The 15,791-nt window shown below is 65.5% G+C and carries 11 protein-coding genes; 3 read left to right on the top strand and 8 right to left on the bottom strand.

From position 1 onward, the window contains the following. Window positions 1–28: 28 nt before the first annotated feature. Together ACYX7E_RS14565 and ACYX7E_RS14560 are read right to left on the bottom strand one after the other, a co-directional pair. Window positions 29–439: a type II toxin-antitoxin system VapC family toxin gene (locus ACYX7E_RS14565; protein WP_462081302.1), complete on the bottom strand. Its 411-nt coding sequence runs from the start codon at window positions 437–439 to the stop codon at window positions 29–31. After that, window positions 436–726 carry an AbrB/MazE/SpoVT family DNA-binding domain-containing protein gene (locus tag ACYX7E_RS14560; protein WP_462081301.1) on the bottom strand — a complete coding sequence of 97 codons (291 nt, stop codon included), beginning with the start codon at window positions 724–726 and terminating at the stop codon, window positions 436–438. The genes ACYX7E_RS14565 and ACYX7E_RS14560 overlap by 4 nt, the downstream gene beginning before the upstream one ends. A 658-nt stretch (window positions 727–1,384) precedes the next feature. Between ACYX7E_RS14560 and acnA the strand changes: the two genes are divergently transcribed. Beyond that, window positions 1,385–4,213 carry an aconitate hydratase AcnA gene (acnA, locus tag ACYX7E_RS14555; protein ID WP_462081300.1) on the top strand — a complete coding sequence of 943 codons (2,829 nt, stop codon included), beginning with the start codon at window positions 1,385–1,387 and terminating at the stop codon, window positions 4,211–4,213. A gap of 140 nt (window positions 4,214–4,353) precedes the next feature. Here the strand turns inward: acnA and ACYX7E_RS14550 are convergent, their stop codons facing one another. Next, on the bottom strand, window positions 4,354–4,749 hold the full coding sequence (locus ACYX7E_RS14550; protein ID WP_462081330.1) for a nuclear transport factor 2 family protein: 396 nt from the start codon (window positions 4,747–4,749) through the stop codon (window positions 4,354–4,356). 258 nt (window positions 4,750–5,007) lie between these two features. Between ACYX7E_RS14550 and ACYX7E_RS14545 the strand changes: the two genes are divergently transcribed. Next, window positions 5,008–6,687, top strand: a complete 1,680-nt coding sequence (locus tag ACYX7E_RS14545) for a long-chain fatty acid--CoA ligase (protein ID WP_462081299.1) — start codon at window positions 5,008–5,010, stop codon at window positions 6,685–6,687. Between the two features lie 171 nt (window positions 6,688–6,858). Next, window positions 6,859–7,791 (top strand): crotonase/enoyl-CoA hydratase family protein, encoded by a 933-nt coding sequence (locus ACYX7E_RS14540; protein ID WP_462081298.1) that lies wholly within the window; start codon window positions 6,859–6,861, stop codon window positions 7,789–7,791. A 181-nt stretch (window positions 7,792–7,972) separates the two neighbouring features. Here ACYX7E_RS14540 and ACYX7E_RS14535 read toward each other — a convergent pair whose 3' ends face one another. From ACYX7E_RS14535 to ACYX7E_RS14515, 5 genes are all read right to left on the bottom strand, one after another. Then, complete coding sequence (locus tag ACYX7E_RS14535; protein WP_462081297.1) at window positions 7,973–10,120, bottom strand: ATP-binding protein; 2,148 nt, start codon at window positions 10,118–10,120, stop codon at window positions 7,973–7,975. After that, window positions 10,113–11,225, bottom strand: coding sequence for an HD domain-containing phosphohydrolase (locus tag ACYX7E_RS14530; RefSeq protein ID WP_462081329.1), 1,113 nt, complete (start codon window positions 11,223–11,225; stop codon window positions 10,113–10,115). Before ACYX7E_RS14530 ends, ACYX7E_RS14535 begins: the two co-directional genes overlap by 8 nt. A gap of 237 nt (window positions 11,226–11,462) precedes the next feature. Next, window positions 11,463–12,983 carry a lysine--tRNA ligase gene (gene lysS / locus ACYX7E_RS14525; protein ID WP_462081296.1) on the bottom strand — a complete coding sequence of 507 codons (1,521 nt, stop codon included), beginning with the start codon at window positions 12,981–12,983 and terminating at the stop codon, window positions 11,463–11,465. A 67-nt stretch (window positions 12,984–13,050) separates the two neighbouring features. Beyond that, window positions 13,051–14,179 (bottom strand): peptide chain release factor 2 gene (gene prfB / locus ACYX7E_RS14520; RefSeq protein WP_462081295.1). Its coding sequence is split into 2 segments (ribosomal slippage): window positions 13,051–14,103 and window positions 14,105–14,179, totalling 1,128 coding nucleotides; the frame shifts between segments, so codons are not numbered across the junction. 219 nt (window positions 14,180–14,398) lie between these two features. After that, the gene (locus tag ACYX7E_RS14515; RefSeq protein ID WP_462081294.1) at window positions 14,399–15,772 is read right to left on the bottom strand and encodes a hypothetical protein; all 1,374 of its coding nucleotides are present in this window, start codon (window positions 15,770–15,772) and stop codon (window positions 14,399–14,401) included. Window positions 15,773–15,791 lie beyond the last annotated feature (19 nt).

Here is a 15,791-nt window from a genome sequence, read left to right as displayed (position 1 = left end):
GTGTCGCGGTTCGGTCGGTGGCAGCGGGCTATTCAAGCGTGGGGACGATCAGCTTCAGGCCCTTGAAGTAATCGCGATAGAAGCGGTCGTCGCGGGTGATCAGGCCGTCGCACTGCAGCAGGGCATGCGCGCCGATCAGGAAATCCGGCACCGCGCGTGCGCGCGCCGCACTGCCGCCACGCTGGCGGTAGCGGCGCTGCATCTCGCCGGCACGCAGCGCCGACTTGGATTCCAGCGCGCTGAAACGGATGCTCATTTCTTCCAGCGCCACCAGCGCTTCGGAGCCGTCCTTGAGCGCGCTGCAGATCTCGGCCAGCGCGACGTCGCAGACCACGACCGGTCCATTGCTCAGGCACTGGCGCAGGCAGGCCTCGGCGGCATCGGCCTGCGGTCCGTCGGCCAGCAGGTCGACGATGACCGGCGAGTCGATCGCGATCATGTACCCTGCCCGCCGCCCTGGCCGCCTGCCTCGCCAGCGTCACGGGGATCGAGCGGATCACCCGGCGCACGGCCGCGCAGTGCGCGCATGGCATCGTCGGTGGACTCGAATCCGTCGAGCTTGAAGCGGCCGCGGGCGCGCGAGATCGCGTCCTCCACACTCTTACGCAGGATAATCCGGCCGCCGTCGAGCTCGACCTTCAGGGTCGTGCCCTTGGTCAGGCCCAGAGCATCGCGGACGGCCTTGGGGAGGGTGATCTGGCCGCGCTCGGCAACGGTGGCTTCCATGATCGGCTCCCGGAAAGTATGCGCGAATTATACATACTTTATGACGCATACCCAAGTCGACATGCGCTCATGCCGCCCCTCCCCCTTGGCGCCCTGGTCATGGCCCGCGCGTGCAGACAACCCCCGCACCCGATGGTCACAGGCATCTCCGCTGGCAGCGCGGCATGCCGAAAGACATGCGCTCCACCGTCCGGCATCCTGGCGTCCGGCCTGCCAGCCCACGGTCGACGGCGAATGCCCTGCGGCGGTCGGTGATTGGCCGGGATCCTCTCGAACACAATGCGGAGTTGCGTACCAGGCCGTCTGCATATCGCGCAGCCGCGACGCACTGCCCTGCCATCGAACGGGACGTTCCGATGGTCCACCTTCGACACGGCATGCCGATGACGCGTCCGCAACACGCCTGCCACTACACTGGTGCGATCATGGCGATGACAGCAACGCAGGCCTTGGCCTATCGTTGCATGCACCCGCTTCGATGCACCGGCGTCAATGCCATCTGCTTCAGAGAAGTCCGTCCCATGCAGTACGTCCCAGGCAATCGGCGCGATCCTCCCGACTGTCATGACACCCGTTCCGGCAACGGCCCCGGCCATTGCCAGCAAGCAACGACCAGCCCGGCTGCGTCACCGCCAGCAACCCGAAACAGGAGCCCCCAATGGCCGATTCCTTCGCCACCCGCAGCCAACTCGATGTCAATGGCCAGTCCTACCATTACGCCAGCCTCGCCAAACTCGGCGAGCGCTATGACATCGCCCGGCTGCCGTTCTCGCTGAAGATCCTGCTCGAGAACCTGCTGCGCAACGAGGATGGCGGGATCACGGTCGGCACCTCGCATATCGAGGCGCTGGCGAACTGGAACCCGCATGCCGAGCCCGATACCGAAATCGCCTTCATGCCCGCGCGTGTGGTGCTGCAGGACTTCACCGGCGTGCCCTGCGTCGTCGACCTGGCCGCGATGCGCGATGCCGTCGTCAAGCTGGGCGGGCAACCCGAGCAGATCAATCCGCTGATTCCGTCGGAGCTGGTCATCGACCATTCCGTGCAGGTGGACTCGTTCGGCAGCGAGCAGTCGCTGGATCTCAACGGACGCATCGAGTTCGAGCGCAACCAGGAGCGTTACGGCTTCCTGCGCTGGGGCCAAAAGGCGTTCGAGAACTTCAAGGTCGTGCCGCCCAATACCGGCATCGTCCACCAGGTGAATCTCGAGAACCTGGCGCGCGTGGTGATGACGTCCGACAGGAATGGCGAGGCCTGGGCGTATCCCGACACCGTGTTCGGCACCGACTCGCACACCACGATGATCAACGGCATCGGCGTGCTCGGCTGGGGCGTGGGCGGCATCGAGGCCGAGGCCGCGATGCTGGGACAGCCCTCGTCGATGCTGATCCCCCAGGTGGTTGGCTTCAAGCTGACCGGCAAGCTGCCCGAAGGCGCGACCGCGACCGACCTGGTGCTGACGGTCACCGAGATGCTGCGCAGGCATGGCGTGGTCGGCAAGTTCGTCGAATTCTTCGGCGCCGGCCTGCAGCACCTGCCGCTGGCCGACCGCGCGACCATCGGCAACATGGCGCCCGAGTATGGCGCGACCTGCGGCATCTTCCCGATCGATGCCGAGTCGTTGACATACCTGCGCCTGTCCGGACGCAGCGAGGAGCAGATCGCCCTGGTCGAGGCTTACGCCAAGGCCCAGCAGTTGTGGCACGAACCCGGTGCGCCGGAAGCCGAATACAGCAGCGTGCTGACCCTCGACATGGCAGACGTGCGCCCGTCGATGGCCGGCCCCAAGCGTCCGCAGGACCGCGTGCTGCTGGAGAAGGTCAAGGCCAACTACCGCGAAAACCTGCCGTCGATGACGAGCAGCCGCGAGAAGCGCAGCCAGGAAGTCTCCGATTTCGTCTCCGAAGGCGGCGGTGCCGCGGTCGGCAACGAACAGTTGACCAAGGGGTTCGCCGACATCCAGATCGACGGCAACCCGATGCGGCTCAAGGATGGCGCCGTAGTCATCGCGGCGATCACGTCGTGCACCAACACCTCCAACCCGGCGGTGATGCTGGCTGCGGGACTGCTGGCACGCAATGCCGCCGCGCGCGGCCTGACGCGCCAGCCCTGGGTCAAGACCTCGCTCGGGCCGGGATCGCGCGTGGTCACCGACTACCTGGAGAAGGCCGGCCTGCTGACCGAACTCGAGAAGATCGGCTTCTACGTCGTCGGCTATGGCTGCACCACCTGCATCGGCAACTCCGGCCCGCTGCCGCCGGAGGTCAGTGGCGGCATCGCCGCCGGCGACCTGGTCGTGACCTCGGTGCTGTCGGGCAACCGCAATTTCGAAGGCCGCATCCATGCCGAGGTCAAGATGAACTATCTCGCCTCGCCACCGCTGGTCGTCGCCTATGCCTTGGCCGGCACGGTCGATATCGACCTGACCAACGAACCGCTGGGCCACGATCCCGACGGCAAGGCCGTCTACCTGCGCGACATCTGGCCGAGCAACAAGGAAATCGGCGACTTCATCGCGCGGACGCTCGGCCCGGAGATGTTCAAACAGAACTATGCCGACGTGTTCAAGGGCGACACGCGCTGGAACACGATCGCATCGCCCGACGGCAACCTGTACGCGTGGGACGACGCGTCGACCTACATCAAGAATCCGCCCTACTTCGATGACATGACGATGGACGTTGGCAACATCGACGACCTGCATGGCGCCCGCATCATGGGCATCTTCGGCGACTCGATCACCACCGACCACATCTCCCCGGCCGGCAACATCAAGAAGGATTCACCTGCGGGCCGCTTCCTGCAGTCGCGCGGCGTGCAACCTGTCGACTTCAACAGCTATGGCTCGCGCCGCGGCAACGACGACGTCATGGTGCGCGGCACGTTCGCCAACATCCGCATCAAGAACCTGTTCTTCGGTGGCGAGGAAGGCGGCAACACGCTGTATTTCGGCAGCACGCCACCCGAGAAGCTGGCGATCTACGACGCGGCGCAGAAGTACAAGGCCGATGGCGTATCCACGGTGGTGTTCGCGGGCAAGGAATATGGCACCGGTTCGTCGCGCGACTGGGCGGCCAAGGGCACCAACCTGCTCGGCATCCGCGCGGTCATCGCCGAAAGCTTCGAGCGCATCCACCGCTCGAACCTGGTCGGCATGGGGGTGCTGCCCCTGCAGTTCCGCGCCGGCGAGAACGCGCAATCGCATGGCCTGGAAGGTCCGGAAACCATCGACATCATCGGACTCAAGGACGGCGCCTCCAAGGTCGCCACCGTGGTCGCGAAGAAAGCCGATGGCAGCGAGGTCCGCTTCGAGGTCGACGTGCTGCTGCTGACGCCCAAGGAAGTCGAGTACTTCCGCCACGGTGGCCTGCTGCATTACGTGCTTCGCCAACTGGCTGCGCGCAAGTCAGCCTCATCGGATACTGAAACGGCGGAAGCCCTGCCCCGCGCTGGACGCGGGGCGCTCGCCCGGCGTGCAAGCCAGTGACTTGCAAACACGCCGGCCTCGCCCGCCACGGTGGCCTGCTGCATTACGTGCTTCGCCAACTGGCTGCGCGCAAGTCAGCCTGATCGGGCGCTGACGCAACCAGCATCGCCCCGCGCCGGACGCGGGGCGATGCCGGGCCCTCAGATCCCGTCCTGCCATCGCATGCTGGTCATCCACCAGGTGTCGCCGTCGTGCCGCCAGCCGGTTTCGACGGCCAGCACGCGCCCACGCTCGGGCAACAGGCCACCGGACCCGGCGGTCAGCGCGACCGTGAAACGGACCGTGGCATGGTGGCCATCGATCGCGATCTGCAAGGGGCCTGCCGTCGCCGAGACATCGCGATAGCGCAAGGCATACACCGCCACCCGTTGCCGCGCGCCCTGGCGATCGAGCCCTTCGTTGCCGATGAAGTCGTCGGCCAGGAATTGCTGCACCGCCGCAGGATCGCGATCGGTAACCGCCTGCTGCAGGCCATCGAGGCGTTCGCGCAATGCCTGTTCCGGATCGCTGCCCGTGCAGGCCGACAGCATGACCATCAACAAGAACGCGCCTGCGGCCAATACCGCGTGCAGTGCGCGTCGCCAGGTGGGGCATCCGATGGTCGGCTCGTGCACAATGCGCTCCAGGCAATCGCGATTCCTGCATCTGCATGCAGGGTCTGAATGCGGCAGCGACCCCTGCAATTCGAGGCCAATGGTCGCCTTGCCAGCGTTTGGAGCCTATGCTCCAATCCATACGAGACGGTATCGCGGAAACGCGCCCGCCGGCAAACAAACACCCTGGGAGGGGACTGCATGACGATTGAACGCCCATGGCTGGACCACTATCCGGCTGGTGTGCCCGCTGAAATCAACGTGGAAGAATTCTCCTCGGTTCCTGCGGTGCTCGAGGGCACGATCGCGAAATTCCGCGACCGCCCGGCGTTCACCAATCTCGGCAAGACCCTGACCTACGGCGAGGTCGATGCACTCAGCCGAAAGTTCGCCGCCTACCTGCTGGGCGAACTGAAACTCAAGAAGGGCGATCGCGTGGCGATCATGATGCCCAACTGCCTGCAGTACCCGGTCGCGACCTTCGGCATCCTGCGTGCCGGCCTGACGGTGGTCAACACCAATCCGATGTACACCCCGCGCGAGCTGCGCCACCAGCTGGTGGACTCCGGCGCCAGCGCGATCCTGGTGCTCGACAACTTCGGCAAGACCGTCCAGGACGTCCTGGCCGACACCTCGATCAAGCAGGTGATCACCACCGGCCTCGGCGACATGCTGCCGTTCCCGAAGGGCAACATCGTCAACTTCGTCCTCAAGTACATCAAGAAGATGGTGCCGGACTACGACATCCCCGGCGCGGTCCGTTTCCGCGACACCTTGTCCAAGGGCGAGCGCCACACGCTGCCGGACATCTCGATCACCCTCGACGATATCGCCTTCCTGCAGTACACCGGCGGCACCACCGGCGTGGCCAAGGGCGCGATGCTGACCCACCGCAACCTCGTCGCCAACATGCAGCAGGCGTCGTCGTGGATCGGCGCCAACACCAAGGCCGGCCAGGAAGTCATCGTCACCGCCTTGCCGCTGTACCACATCTTCGCGTTGACGGCGAACGGACTGGTCTTCATGAAGTTCGGCGCCTCCAACCACCTGATCACCAACCCGCGCGACATGCCGGCCTTCGTCAAGGAACTCAAGAAGATCCAGATGACGTCGATCACCGGCGTCAACACGCTGTTCAACGGTCTGTTGAACACGCCCGGGTTCGACGAGGTCGATTTCTCGCGCCTGCACCTGACGCTGGGTGGCGGCATGGCCGTGCAACGCGCGGTCGCCGAGCGCTGGAAGCAGGTCACCGGCGTGACCCTGGTCGAGGCCTATGGCCTGACCGAGACCTCGCCCGCCGCCTGCATCAACCCGATGACGTTGGCCGAGTACAACGGCTCGATCGGATTGCCGCTGCCGTCCACCGACGCCTGCATCAAGGACGAGGAAGGACGCGAGTTGCCGGTCGGCGAAGTCGGCGAGCTGTGCATCCGTGGCCCGCAGGTCATGAAGGGCTACTGGCAGCGCCCCGAAGAAACCGCAGCCGCGATCGACGCCGACCAGTGGCTGCATACCGGCGACATCGCGCGCATGGACGAACAGGGCTTCTTCTATATCGTCGACCGCAAGAAGGACATGATCCTGGTCTCGGGCTTCAACGTGTATCCGAACGAGATCGAGGACGTCATCGCGATGATGCCCGGCGTGCTCGAAGTCGCCGCGGTCGGCGTGCCCGACGAGAAGTCCGGCGAGGCGGTCAAGCTGGTCATCGTCCGCAAGGATCCGACCCTGACGGCTGAACAGGTCAAGGCCCATGCCAAGGAAAACCTGACCGGTTACAAGCATCCCCGGATCGTTGAATTCCGTGACGAACTTCCCAAAACGAACGTCGGCAAGATCCTCCGCCGGGAGCTGCGGGACGGGCCAGCCGGAAAATAGTTGTTTTTCCTGTTCATTTTTGTGAATCAGTTCTGATTTGGGTGTGCGGAAGCTTGCAGTTTGGCGACGATAGAGGCATACAGGCGCCTATCGGGCAGTTTCCGACCTTTCTAGGCACAAGGTGACCGGGAGCCCGGCCGGCCCCTGCGTGCATACCCACAGGGGACTGACATGACCAACGTCGAACTGCTTCGCCGCGACCACGCGTTTTCGACCATCCGCACCGAGCACGACGCGTCCAACGACGCGTTCTGGTGCTTCATGCACGCGCAGCAGGCGTTCGCCGACCCTGAATACAGGGCTTGCTTCTCGCCGAAGATGCTGCGCGAACTGCGCATGTTCGCGCGCACCGCGATCGAAGGCATCAGCGAGCGCAGCGGCGACAACGACGCCCACCTGGCGCACATCGTGCTCGGCTCGGACACCCATGTCTTCAACCTGGGTGGCGACCTTGGGCTGTTCTCGCAACTGATCCGCCAGCGCGATCGCGATGGCCTGATGAAGTACGCCGCCGAATGCGTCGACAGCGTGCACCTGCTGCACACCCGGCTGCATCCCAATGCGCACACGATCGCTTTGGTTGAAGGCGATGCGCTGGGCGGCGGCTTCGAGCTCGCGCTCGCCTGCCAGACCATCGTCGCCGAGCGCGGCGTGCAGATGGGATTCCCGGAAGTGCTGTTCGGCCTGTTCCCGGGCATGGGCGCGTATTCGCTGCTGTCGCAGCGCGTCAGCCCGAAGGTCGCCGAGCAGATGATGCTCAACGGCGTGATGTACAGCAGCGAAGAACTGCACCAGATGGGCATCGTCGACGTGCTGGTCCCCAAGGGCGAAGGCGTTCGCGCCGTGCACGACCTGATCCGCCAGAACCGTCGCATCGCGACCGCGCGCCTGGCCCTGCACCGCGTCCGCGATGCCATCAACCCCGTCCGACATGAAGAACTGATGCGCATCACGGAGATCTGGGTCGACACCGCGCTGCAGCTGACAGACAAGCAGTTGCGGGTGATGGAACGCCTGGTGCGCGCGCAACTCAAGCGCCCGGAATCCGCGCCGGCCAGCGACGAGGCATCGGCATCGGCGTCGGCGATGACGCATTCGCTGTAGCGGGATGCGTGACCGCGCCAGGATCGACTGGCGCGGTCGCGAGCTGACGGCGCCATCGTGCGCCGTCGAGACGTCACTTCACGCTGTAACGCGCGACCTGATCCAAGTGTCCAGCGCTTCTGGTCTCCAGCACCTGCAGCCAGCGCGCCAAGGCGCCGATGCCGCGGGCCCGCAGGCCGATCTACTTCTGTTCGCTGGCATCCAGCGCCGAGGCCGGGATGTCCCCGTGCCCCTGCAATGCCAGGATCGCCTGCTGCAATTGTTGTCGGCAGGTGCCCAGGATGTTGCGCCATTCCGCCTGCAGTTGCGCGACCGGCAGGCGCATGCCGGTCGATGCGGTTTCGGCCAGTTGCAGCGCGCCCATGTTGCTGGACGTGCCCTTGAGCGCGTGGCAGGCATCGCGGAATTCATCCCAGCGGCCCGCGGCACCATGGGTTTCCATGTCGGCGACGCACTTGCGGGCATCGCGCGTGCACTCGGTCAGGAATTGGGTCACGAAGGCTTCGCCCAGGCCCATCTCCCGTAACTCCTCGATGATGTGCTGCGAGACGATCGCTTCTTCGTTCGCGGCGGGCGCTGCGGCAACGGCCGCGAACCCGGGATTGCCTTCGGCGATGTCCGACAGCTTCTGCAGCAGCCGGTGCACGGACACCGGTTTGGTCAGGTAGGCATAAGCGCCCGCGCGCTCGACTTCGGCCTGCGCTTCGACGGTCGCGTCGGCGGTCAGCACGATGAACGGCGTACGCTTGCGCCCGGCTTCCATGAAGCGGCTCTGCTTGATGACCTCGATGCCGTTGATGCCCGGCATGTGCAGATCGATGATCACCGCATCGAACGCCTGGCGTTCGATGATGTTCAATACATCCTCGCCGTCGTTGACGATGTGGGCCTTGTGCCCTGCCTTCTCCAGCAACCGGCGCATCACCATCAGATTCGCGGGCTGGTCGTCGGCGACCAGGATCTGCAGCGGACGCACGCGTGCACGGTGGCGGACGAAGGGATCGGCGAACGAGATGACGTTGTCCGCCGCGCCCTCTTCTTCCTCCCTCAGCGGCGAGTCGGAGACCTTCATCGGCAGCTCGACCCAGAAGTGCGAGCCCACGCCCTGCGTGCTTTCCAGCCCGATGCGGCCGTTGAACAGTTCGGTCAGCGCCTTGGCGATCGTCGTGCCCAGGCCGGTACCGCCGAAGCGGCGGCCGCGACCGGAATCGACCTGCTCGAAGGCATCGAAGATGCGCTCGACCGCGGCGGCCGGAATGCCGATACCGGTATCGCGGACCGAGAAGCCGATCTCGACGCCATCGTCGTTGCTCGCGATCAGCGACACGTCCAGCGATACCTTGCCCTGGTCGGTGAACTTGATCGCATTCGACAGCAGGTTCAACAGGATCTGGCGCAGGTGATTGCTGTCGCTGTGCAGGTGATTGGGCACGTCGGCAGCAATGTTCACCTCGAACGCCAGGCCTTTCGACTGCGCCGTCGGCAGCAGCATCACGTGGATGCTCTTGACGACGTCGCGCAGCAGGAAATCGGCGTCCATGCGCTTGAAGCGACCGGCCTCGATCGAGGAGATGTCGAGGACATCGTCGACCAGGATCTGCAGCGCCTTGGCCGAGGTCTGGATCACCTGGGCGCTGTCCCGCTGCTCGCTGTTGAGGTTGGTCGCCATCAGCAGTTCGGACATGCCGACGATGCCATTGAGCGGCGTGCGGAACTCGTGGCTCATGTTGGCCAGGAACCGGCTCTTGGTCTCGCTGGCGGCCTTGGCGGCCTCAGTCGCCTGGATCAACGCCCGCAGCAGCGAGATCAGGTACAGCGGGATCGCGGCCAGGCCGACCAGCAGGCCGAACCCGAGCCAGCTGTTGTCCTTCCAGTACGGCGTGGTGCCCAGCACCAGCCCGAAGGTCACCACCGCCACGGCGATCGCCGCGATCAGGTAGCGCGGACCATAGCGCAGGCCATTGCCGACGGTGACCCAGAGCAGGATCACGTACATCGGCGCCAGCATCTCGCCGAGCAGGTACATGCCCGTGCCCATCAGGCTGTAGTCGAGGAACATCCCCAACGCCCGGCGCGGGTGCGACACGCCGGGTCGCGCGACGATCCAGCCCAGGATCGCGAGCGATCCCAGGAAGTCGAACGACAGGATCTGCTGCGACAGCAGCAGCGCCGCATCCAGGCCAGGCGTGCCCGCGACCGCGAAACGCAGGTACGCGAACACCACCACGAGCATGAAGATGCGCACGATCGCCTGGCCATGCTCGCTGTCAGGCCGGCCCGACAGGCGGGCACGCATCACGTCCAGCAAGCTGGCGTGGCGTTTATCCATGCAGCGGCGCTTCACTCGGATTGGCGAAACGCTCGCAGATCGTTTCGAGCTTTTCGCGATTGCGCATCAGCGCGTCCACGCAACGCGGGTCGAACAGCTTGCCGCTGTTGGCCGACAGGTACGCCAGTGTCTCGTCGATGGTCCAAGCCGGCTTGTAGGGACGGCGCGAGATCAGCGCATCGAAGACGTCGGCGACCGCGACCACGCGCGCCTCGATCGGAATCGCCTCGCCGACCAGGCCATCGGGATAGCCGCTGCCGTCGTAGCGCTCCTGGTGGCGCAACGCGATGACCGCGCTGAGCTGGATGAAACGGTTCTGGCTGCCGCTGAGCAGGTCGTGGCCGATCTGCGGATGGGTCCGCATCAGGGCCGTTTCGGCATCGTCCAGCGGGCCCGGCTTCATCAGCAACGCGTCGGGGATCGCGATCTTGCCAAGGTCGTGCAAGGGCGCGGCGAGTTCGATCATCCGCACTTCGTCCTCGAACATGCCCATCGCTTCTGCGATCATGCCCGCGACCGCGGCCAGGCGCGCCAGGTTGGCGCTGGTGCCGGCGTCGCGGTAGGCGATCGCGCGGGCCAGACGGGTCAGGGTCTCGCGTTCGCGTTCCTCGACCTCGTGCATGCTCGACAGCAGGCGCTGTTCCAGCGACAGCGCACGCTGCTTGATCGATTCCGATTGCTGGCGCAGCTGCAACAGATTGCGGCAGCGTGCACGCAATTCGCGCGGGCGCACCGGCTTGACCAGGAAGTCGATGACGCCCACGTCCAGCGCGGCCTGCCGGATCGGCTCGTCGCCGACCACGGTGACCAGCACGATCGGGACGTCGCGGTGCAGCAGCGGGCGACGGAACCGGCGTGCGAACTCGAGGCCATCGATGATCGGCATCCGATAGTCGAGCAGCAGCAGGTCGGGTCGATTGGCCTCACACCAGTGCAATGCCGCCTGGGGATCCCCGAAGTCCAGGACATCGAGTTCGGGACTGATGTCCTCGAGGATATGGCGCAGCATGGTGCGGGCAGAGGTCTGGTCGTCGACGATGACGATATTCATGCGCGTATGCCGCTCCGGAGAGCGTCTCCCCCCTGTGCTGGCCGGACAGGAAATCTGTCCGCCTAGTCTATGTCTGCAAGCAAACTCCGTGCCTGCCCCAATTCATTGTTCAAGTACCTGATATTGAGACCCATTGTTAGCTAAAACGTAGTTTCCGTCTTTTCTGGTCACTTTCTGACATTGAACCTGAACAGGGCTGCCCCGTTTGGGTCACCCGGCCCGTCTGATCCGGCAGGTCGGATCCGGCCTGCCGGGCAGCCCCACGCAACCCCCGGGGACGTCGCCGGTCCTTCAGCCTGCCTCAGGCCGCATGTACGGGAACAGCAGCACGTCGCGGATCGACGACGAGCCGGTCAGCAGCATGACCAGGCGGTCGATCCCGATCCCGAGCCCGCCGGTCGGCGGCAGGCCGACCTCGAGCGCACGGATGTAGTCGGCGTCGTAATGCATGGCCTCGTCGTCACCGCCCTCCTTGGCCTCGACCTGGGACTGGAAGCGCGCGGCCTGGTCTTCGGAATCGTTGAGCTCGGAGAAGCCGTTGGCGATCTCCTTGCCGCCGATGAACAGTTCGAAACGGTCGGTGATGCCCGCCTCGGTGTCCGACTCGCGCGCCAGCGGAGAGACTTCGACCGGGTAGTGGGTGATGAAGGTCGGTTGCAGCAGGCCGCCTTCGACGGTCTTCTCGAAGATCTCGAGCAGCAGCTTGCCCCAGCCGTAGCCCTTCTTGACCTGCACCTTCAGGCGCGCGCAGTGCGCGGCCAGCGCCTCGCGATCGCGGCAGTCGGCAACGCTGATCTCGGGGTTGAGCTCGCGCACCGCCTCTTCCAGCTTCCAGCGCCGGAACGCCGGGCCGACATCGATGGCGTTGCCATCCCATTCCAGCGCAGTGGTGCCGACGGCTTGAACGGCGACATCGCGGATCAGCGATTCGGTCAGGTCCATGATCTCTTCGTAGGCCACGTAGGCCTCGTAGAGCTCGAGCATAGTGAACTCGGGGTTGTGCCGGGTCGACACGCCCTCGTTGCGGAAGTTGCGGTTGATCTCGTAGACGCGCTCGAAGCCGCCGACGACCAGGCGCTTGAGGTACAGCTCCGGCGCGACGCGAAGGTACAGGTCCATGTCGAGGGCATTGTGGTGCGTCACGAACGGGCGTGCGGTCGCGCCGCCGGCAATGTAATGCATCATCGGCGTCTCCACTTCCAGGAAACGGCGCGCGTCCAGCCAGCGACGGATCTCGCTGATGATCCGCGAGCGCTGGAAGAACACTTCGCGCGCTTCCGGCGTCACGATCAGGTCGACATAGCGCTGGCGGTAACGCTGCTCGACGTCGCTGAGGCCATGCCACTTGTCCGGCAACGGCCGCAGCGACTTGGTCAGCAGGCGCAGCGTCGTGACCTTGACCGACAGCTCACCGGTCTTGGTCCGCATCAGCGTGCCTTCGGCGGCGACGATGTCGCCGACGTCCCAGCCCTTGAACGCGTCGTAGCGCTCACCCAGCGGCGCCGACTGCAGGAACAGCTGGATGCGTCCGCTGACGTCCTGGATCTGCGCGAACGCAGCCTTGCCCATGATGCGCTTGGCCAGCAGCCGGCCCGCCAGCGCGACCGCGCGTCCCTCGCCTTCCAGCGCCTCGCCGGTCCAGCGGACGTCGTCGGCATAGTCTGCCTGCAGGTCCGCGGCGTAGTCGGCGCGCCGGAAATCGTTGGGATACGCGATGCCCTGCCCGCGCAGCGCGGTCAGTTTGGACCGGCGCTCGGCGATCAGCGCATTCTCGTCGGCGGGGGGAGAGGTCACGGGCGTGGTCTGGGTCATGTCGTGCTTTTCAGGAAGAAGGGAAGCGCCCGCACTGCGAAGGCAGGGAATCGCGGGCGATGACGCATCAAACGGCGTCGAGGCGTTTGGAACCGGCCTCGAGGCCGGATTTCAGGCTGGCCTCGACGAACTCGTCGAGATCGCCGTCGAGCACTTTCTGGGTGTCGCTGCGCTCGACGCCGGTACGCAGGTCCTTGATGCGGCTCTGGTCGAGCACGTAGTTGCGGATCTGGCTGCCCCAACCGATGTCGGACTTGGTGGCTTCCAGCGCGTCCTTCTCGGCATTGCGCTTCTGCACTTCCAGCTCGTAGAGCTTGGCGGCCAGCATCTTCATCGCGGTATCGCGGTTCTGGTGCTGGCTGCGCCCGGTCTGGCAGGCCACCACGATGTTGGTCGGGATGTGCGTGATGCGCACCGCCGACTCGGTCTTGTTGACGTGCTGTCCACCGGCGCCAGACGAACGGTAGACGTCGGTCCGCAGGTCCGCCGGGTTGATCTCGATGTCGATGTTGTCGTCGACTTCCGGCGACACGAACACCGAGGTGAAGCTGGTATGCCTGCGGTTGTCGGAATCGAACGGCGACTTGCGCACCAGCCGGTGCACGCCGGTCTCGGTCTTCAGCCAGCCATAGGCGAAATCGCCTTCGACCCGTACTGTCGCCGACTTGATACCCGCCACTTCGCCGCCGCTGACTTCCATCAGCTCGGTCTTCCAGCCGCGCGACTCCGCCCAGCGCAGGTACATGCGCAGCATCATCTCGGCCCAGTCCTGGGCCTCGGTGCCGCCGGCGCCGGCCTGGATGTCGACGAAACAGTTGGCCGAGTCGAGTTCGCCGGAGAACATCCGCTGGAACTCGAGCTTTTCGACATGGGTGGCGAAGCCTGCGACATCGGCGACGACCGCATTGGCCGTGTCCTCGTCGTCCTCGCCCTCGGCGAGGTCAAGCAGTTCGCCGGCACCCACCAGCCCTTCGGTCAGGTTGCGGATGCCATTGACGGTCTTGTCGAGATAGGCGCGTTCGCGCCCCAGCGCCTGCGCGCGCTCCGGGTCGTTCCAGATGTCCGGATTCTCGAGTTCGCGTTCTACTTCCTCAAGCCGTTCGTGCTTGCTGTCGTAGTCAAAGAAACCCCCTCAGCGCATCCAGCCGACCGGTCAGGTCGGCGATGCGCTGGCGGACGGGATTGAGCTCAATCATGGTCGCGTATTGCCCGTGAAAACAGCCGCAGATTCTAGCAGCCTCGGACCTGCGCTGGCCCCGCAAGCGCCTTGACGGGCGAAGCCAGGCCCGCCCCCCCCCTGAGTTGGGTATGGACGTGCATTGACGCACATGGGCGTCACAGGGACGCGCGCGCGCCCCCAGCCACGGCACGGTCCCGCGGCAGGCAGCGCCGCGGGACCGCAGGCACGGACTCGATCAGCGCCGGCGGATGCCGATGCTGTAGCTGCCTTCGGCGCTGGAATCGACCGAGGACGCCTCGATGACGTACTCGCCCGGCGCCAGCCGGGTTTCGATCTTGGCATTCAGGCCGCCGCCGCTGTCGTCGTCGCTGGCCACTTCCTCGCCGTCGCGCGTCAGGCGCAGGAAGCTGTCCATGCCGTCGGCCGACATCTCGATGACGTAGTCGCCGGCGCTGCGGATCGACACCGGATGACGGTTGTTGATGCCGCTGAACAGCGTCGCCTGGCTCGTGCCGCGGCCGACCACGATCGGGCCGCCGCCGGCACCTTCGGGCACCGCACGTGCGCTGGCGCTCAGCGTGAACAGACCACTGCCGTCATAGGCGGTGCGTGCCACGACCTCATACTCGCCGGGCTCCAGCACCGCGACGATCCGCGAGTTGAGGCCATCGCCGCCGTCGTCGTCGTCCCGCTCGATGCCATTGCCACGCAGGATCAGGCGCGAGTCGAACGCATCGCTGCGCATGTCCAGCGTGACGACCTGGCGCGACGGCACCTGCAGGCGATAGTTCTGCGCGTCGCCCTGGATCAGCCCATTGATCGTCGAACCATCCAGCGGCAAGGCGCCGCCTTCGCTCAACGTCACGCCCTCAGGCAGGGCATGCTCGGACACGCTGACGTTGTACAGGCCCTTGATCGCGTCCTCGAACGCCGTGGCCTGCAAGGTGTAGCGGCCCGGGTTCAGCCGCGCGGTGATGCGTGCATTGCTGCCATCGCCACCGTCGTCGTTGCTGATCGAAAGGCCATTGCCATCGAGCTTCAACAGCGCGTCGAACTCGTCCGAGCCCATGTCGATCGCGTACAGGCCGGCCTTGTCGATCTGCAGTTGCAGCGAACGCGGCGCATCGGCCCAGTCGCTGACCGCGCTGCCGACCTTCAGCACCTGGCCGCTGTACAGGTCGAGCTTCTTGGATTCGAGCGTGAACGGGCCGAAGGCATTGGCGTCGCGGCCACTGACCGTCAGCACGTGTTCGACCGCACGCTGCGCGCGGAACGACAGCGTCGCCTCCTCGCCATCCTCGGACTCGCTGCTGTCGATCAGCTCGCCATCGGCGAACAGCGACAGCTCGGCCTTCAGCGCGCCACGGACGCGGAACGACAGTACGTCGCCGCTGCGCGGGGTGAAGCGATAGGCCTTGCTGCGCGAGCCGTCGCGGAAGTTCACGCGGTCGGCGGTGGTGATCTCACCACGCACCTGCCCGCCGATGGCCAGCGGCGCAGCGGCATCGGCAGCCTGCACGGCCGGCGCAGTAGCGGCCAGTCCCAGCCCGGCCACCCACAACATCGTCGCCATGCTCAGGGTCTTCATCTTCAAGTCCATCTTCAACATCCATCTTCTCCATCGGGGT

It is taken from the genome of Luteimonas sp. RIT-PG2_3 (assembly GCF_054902115.1).
Note: the sequence above shows the minus strand (reverse complement) of the source record. Positions and strands in the feature narration are given on the sequence as shown.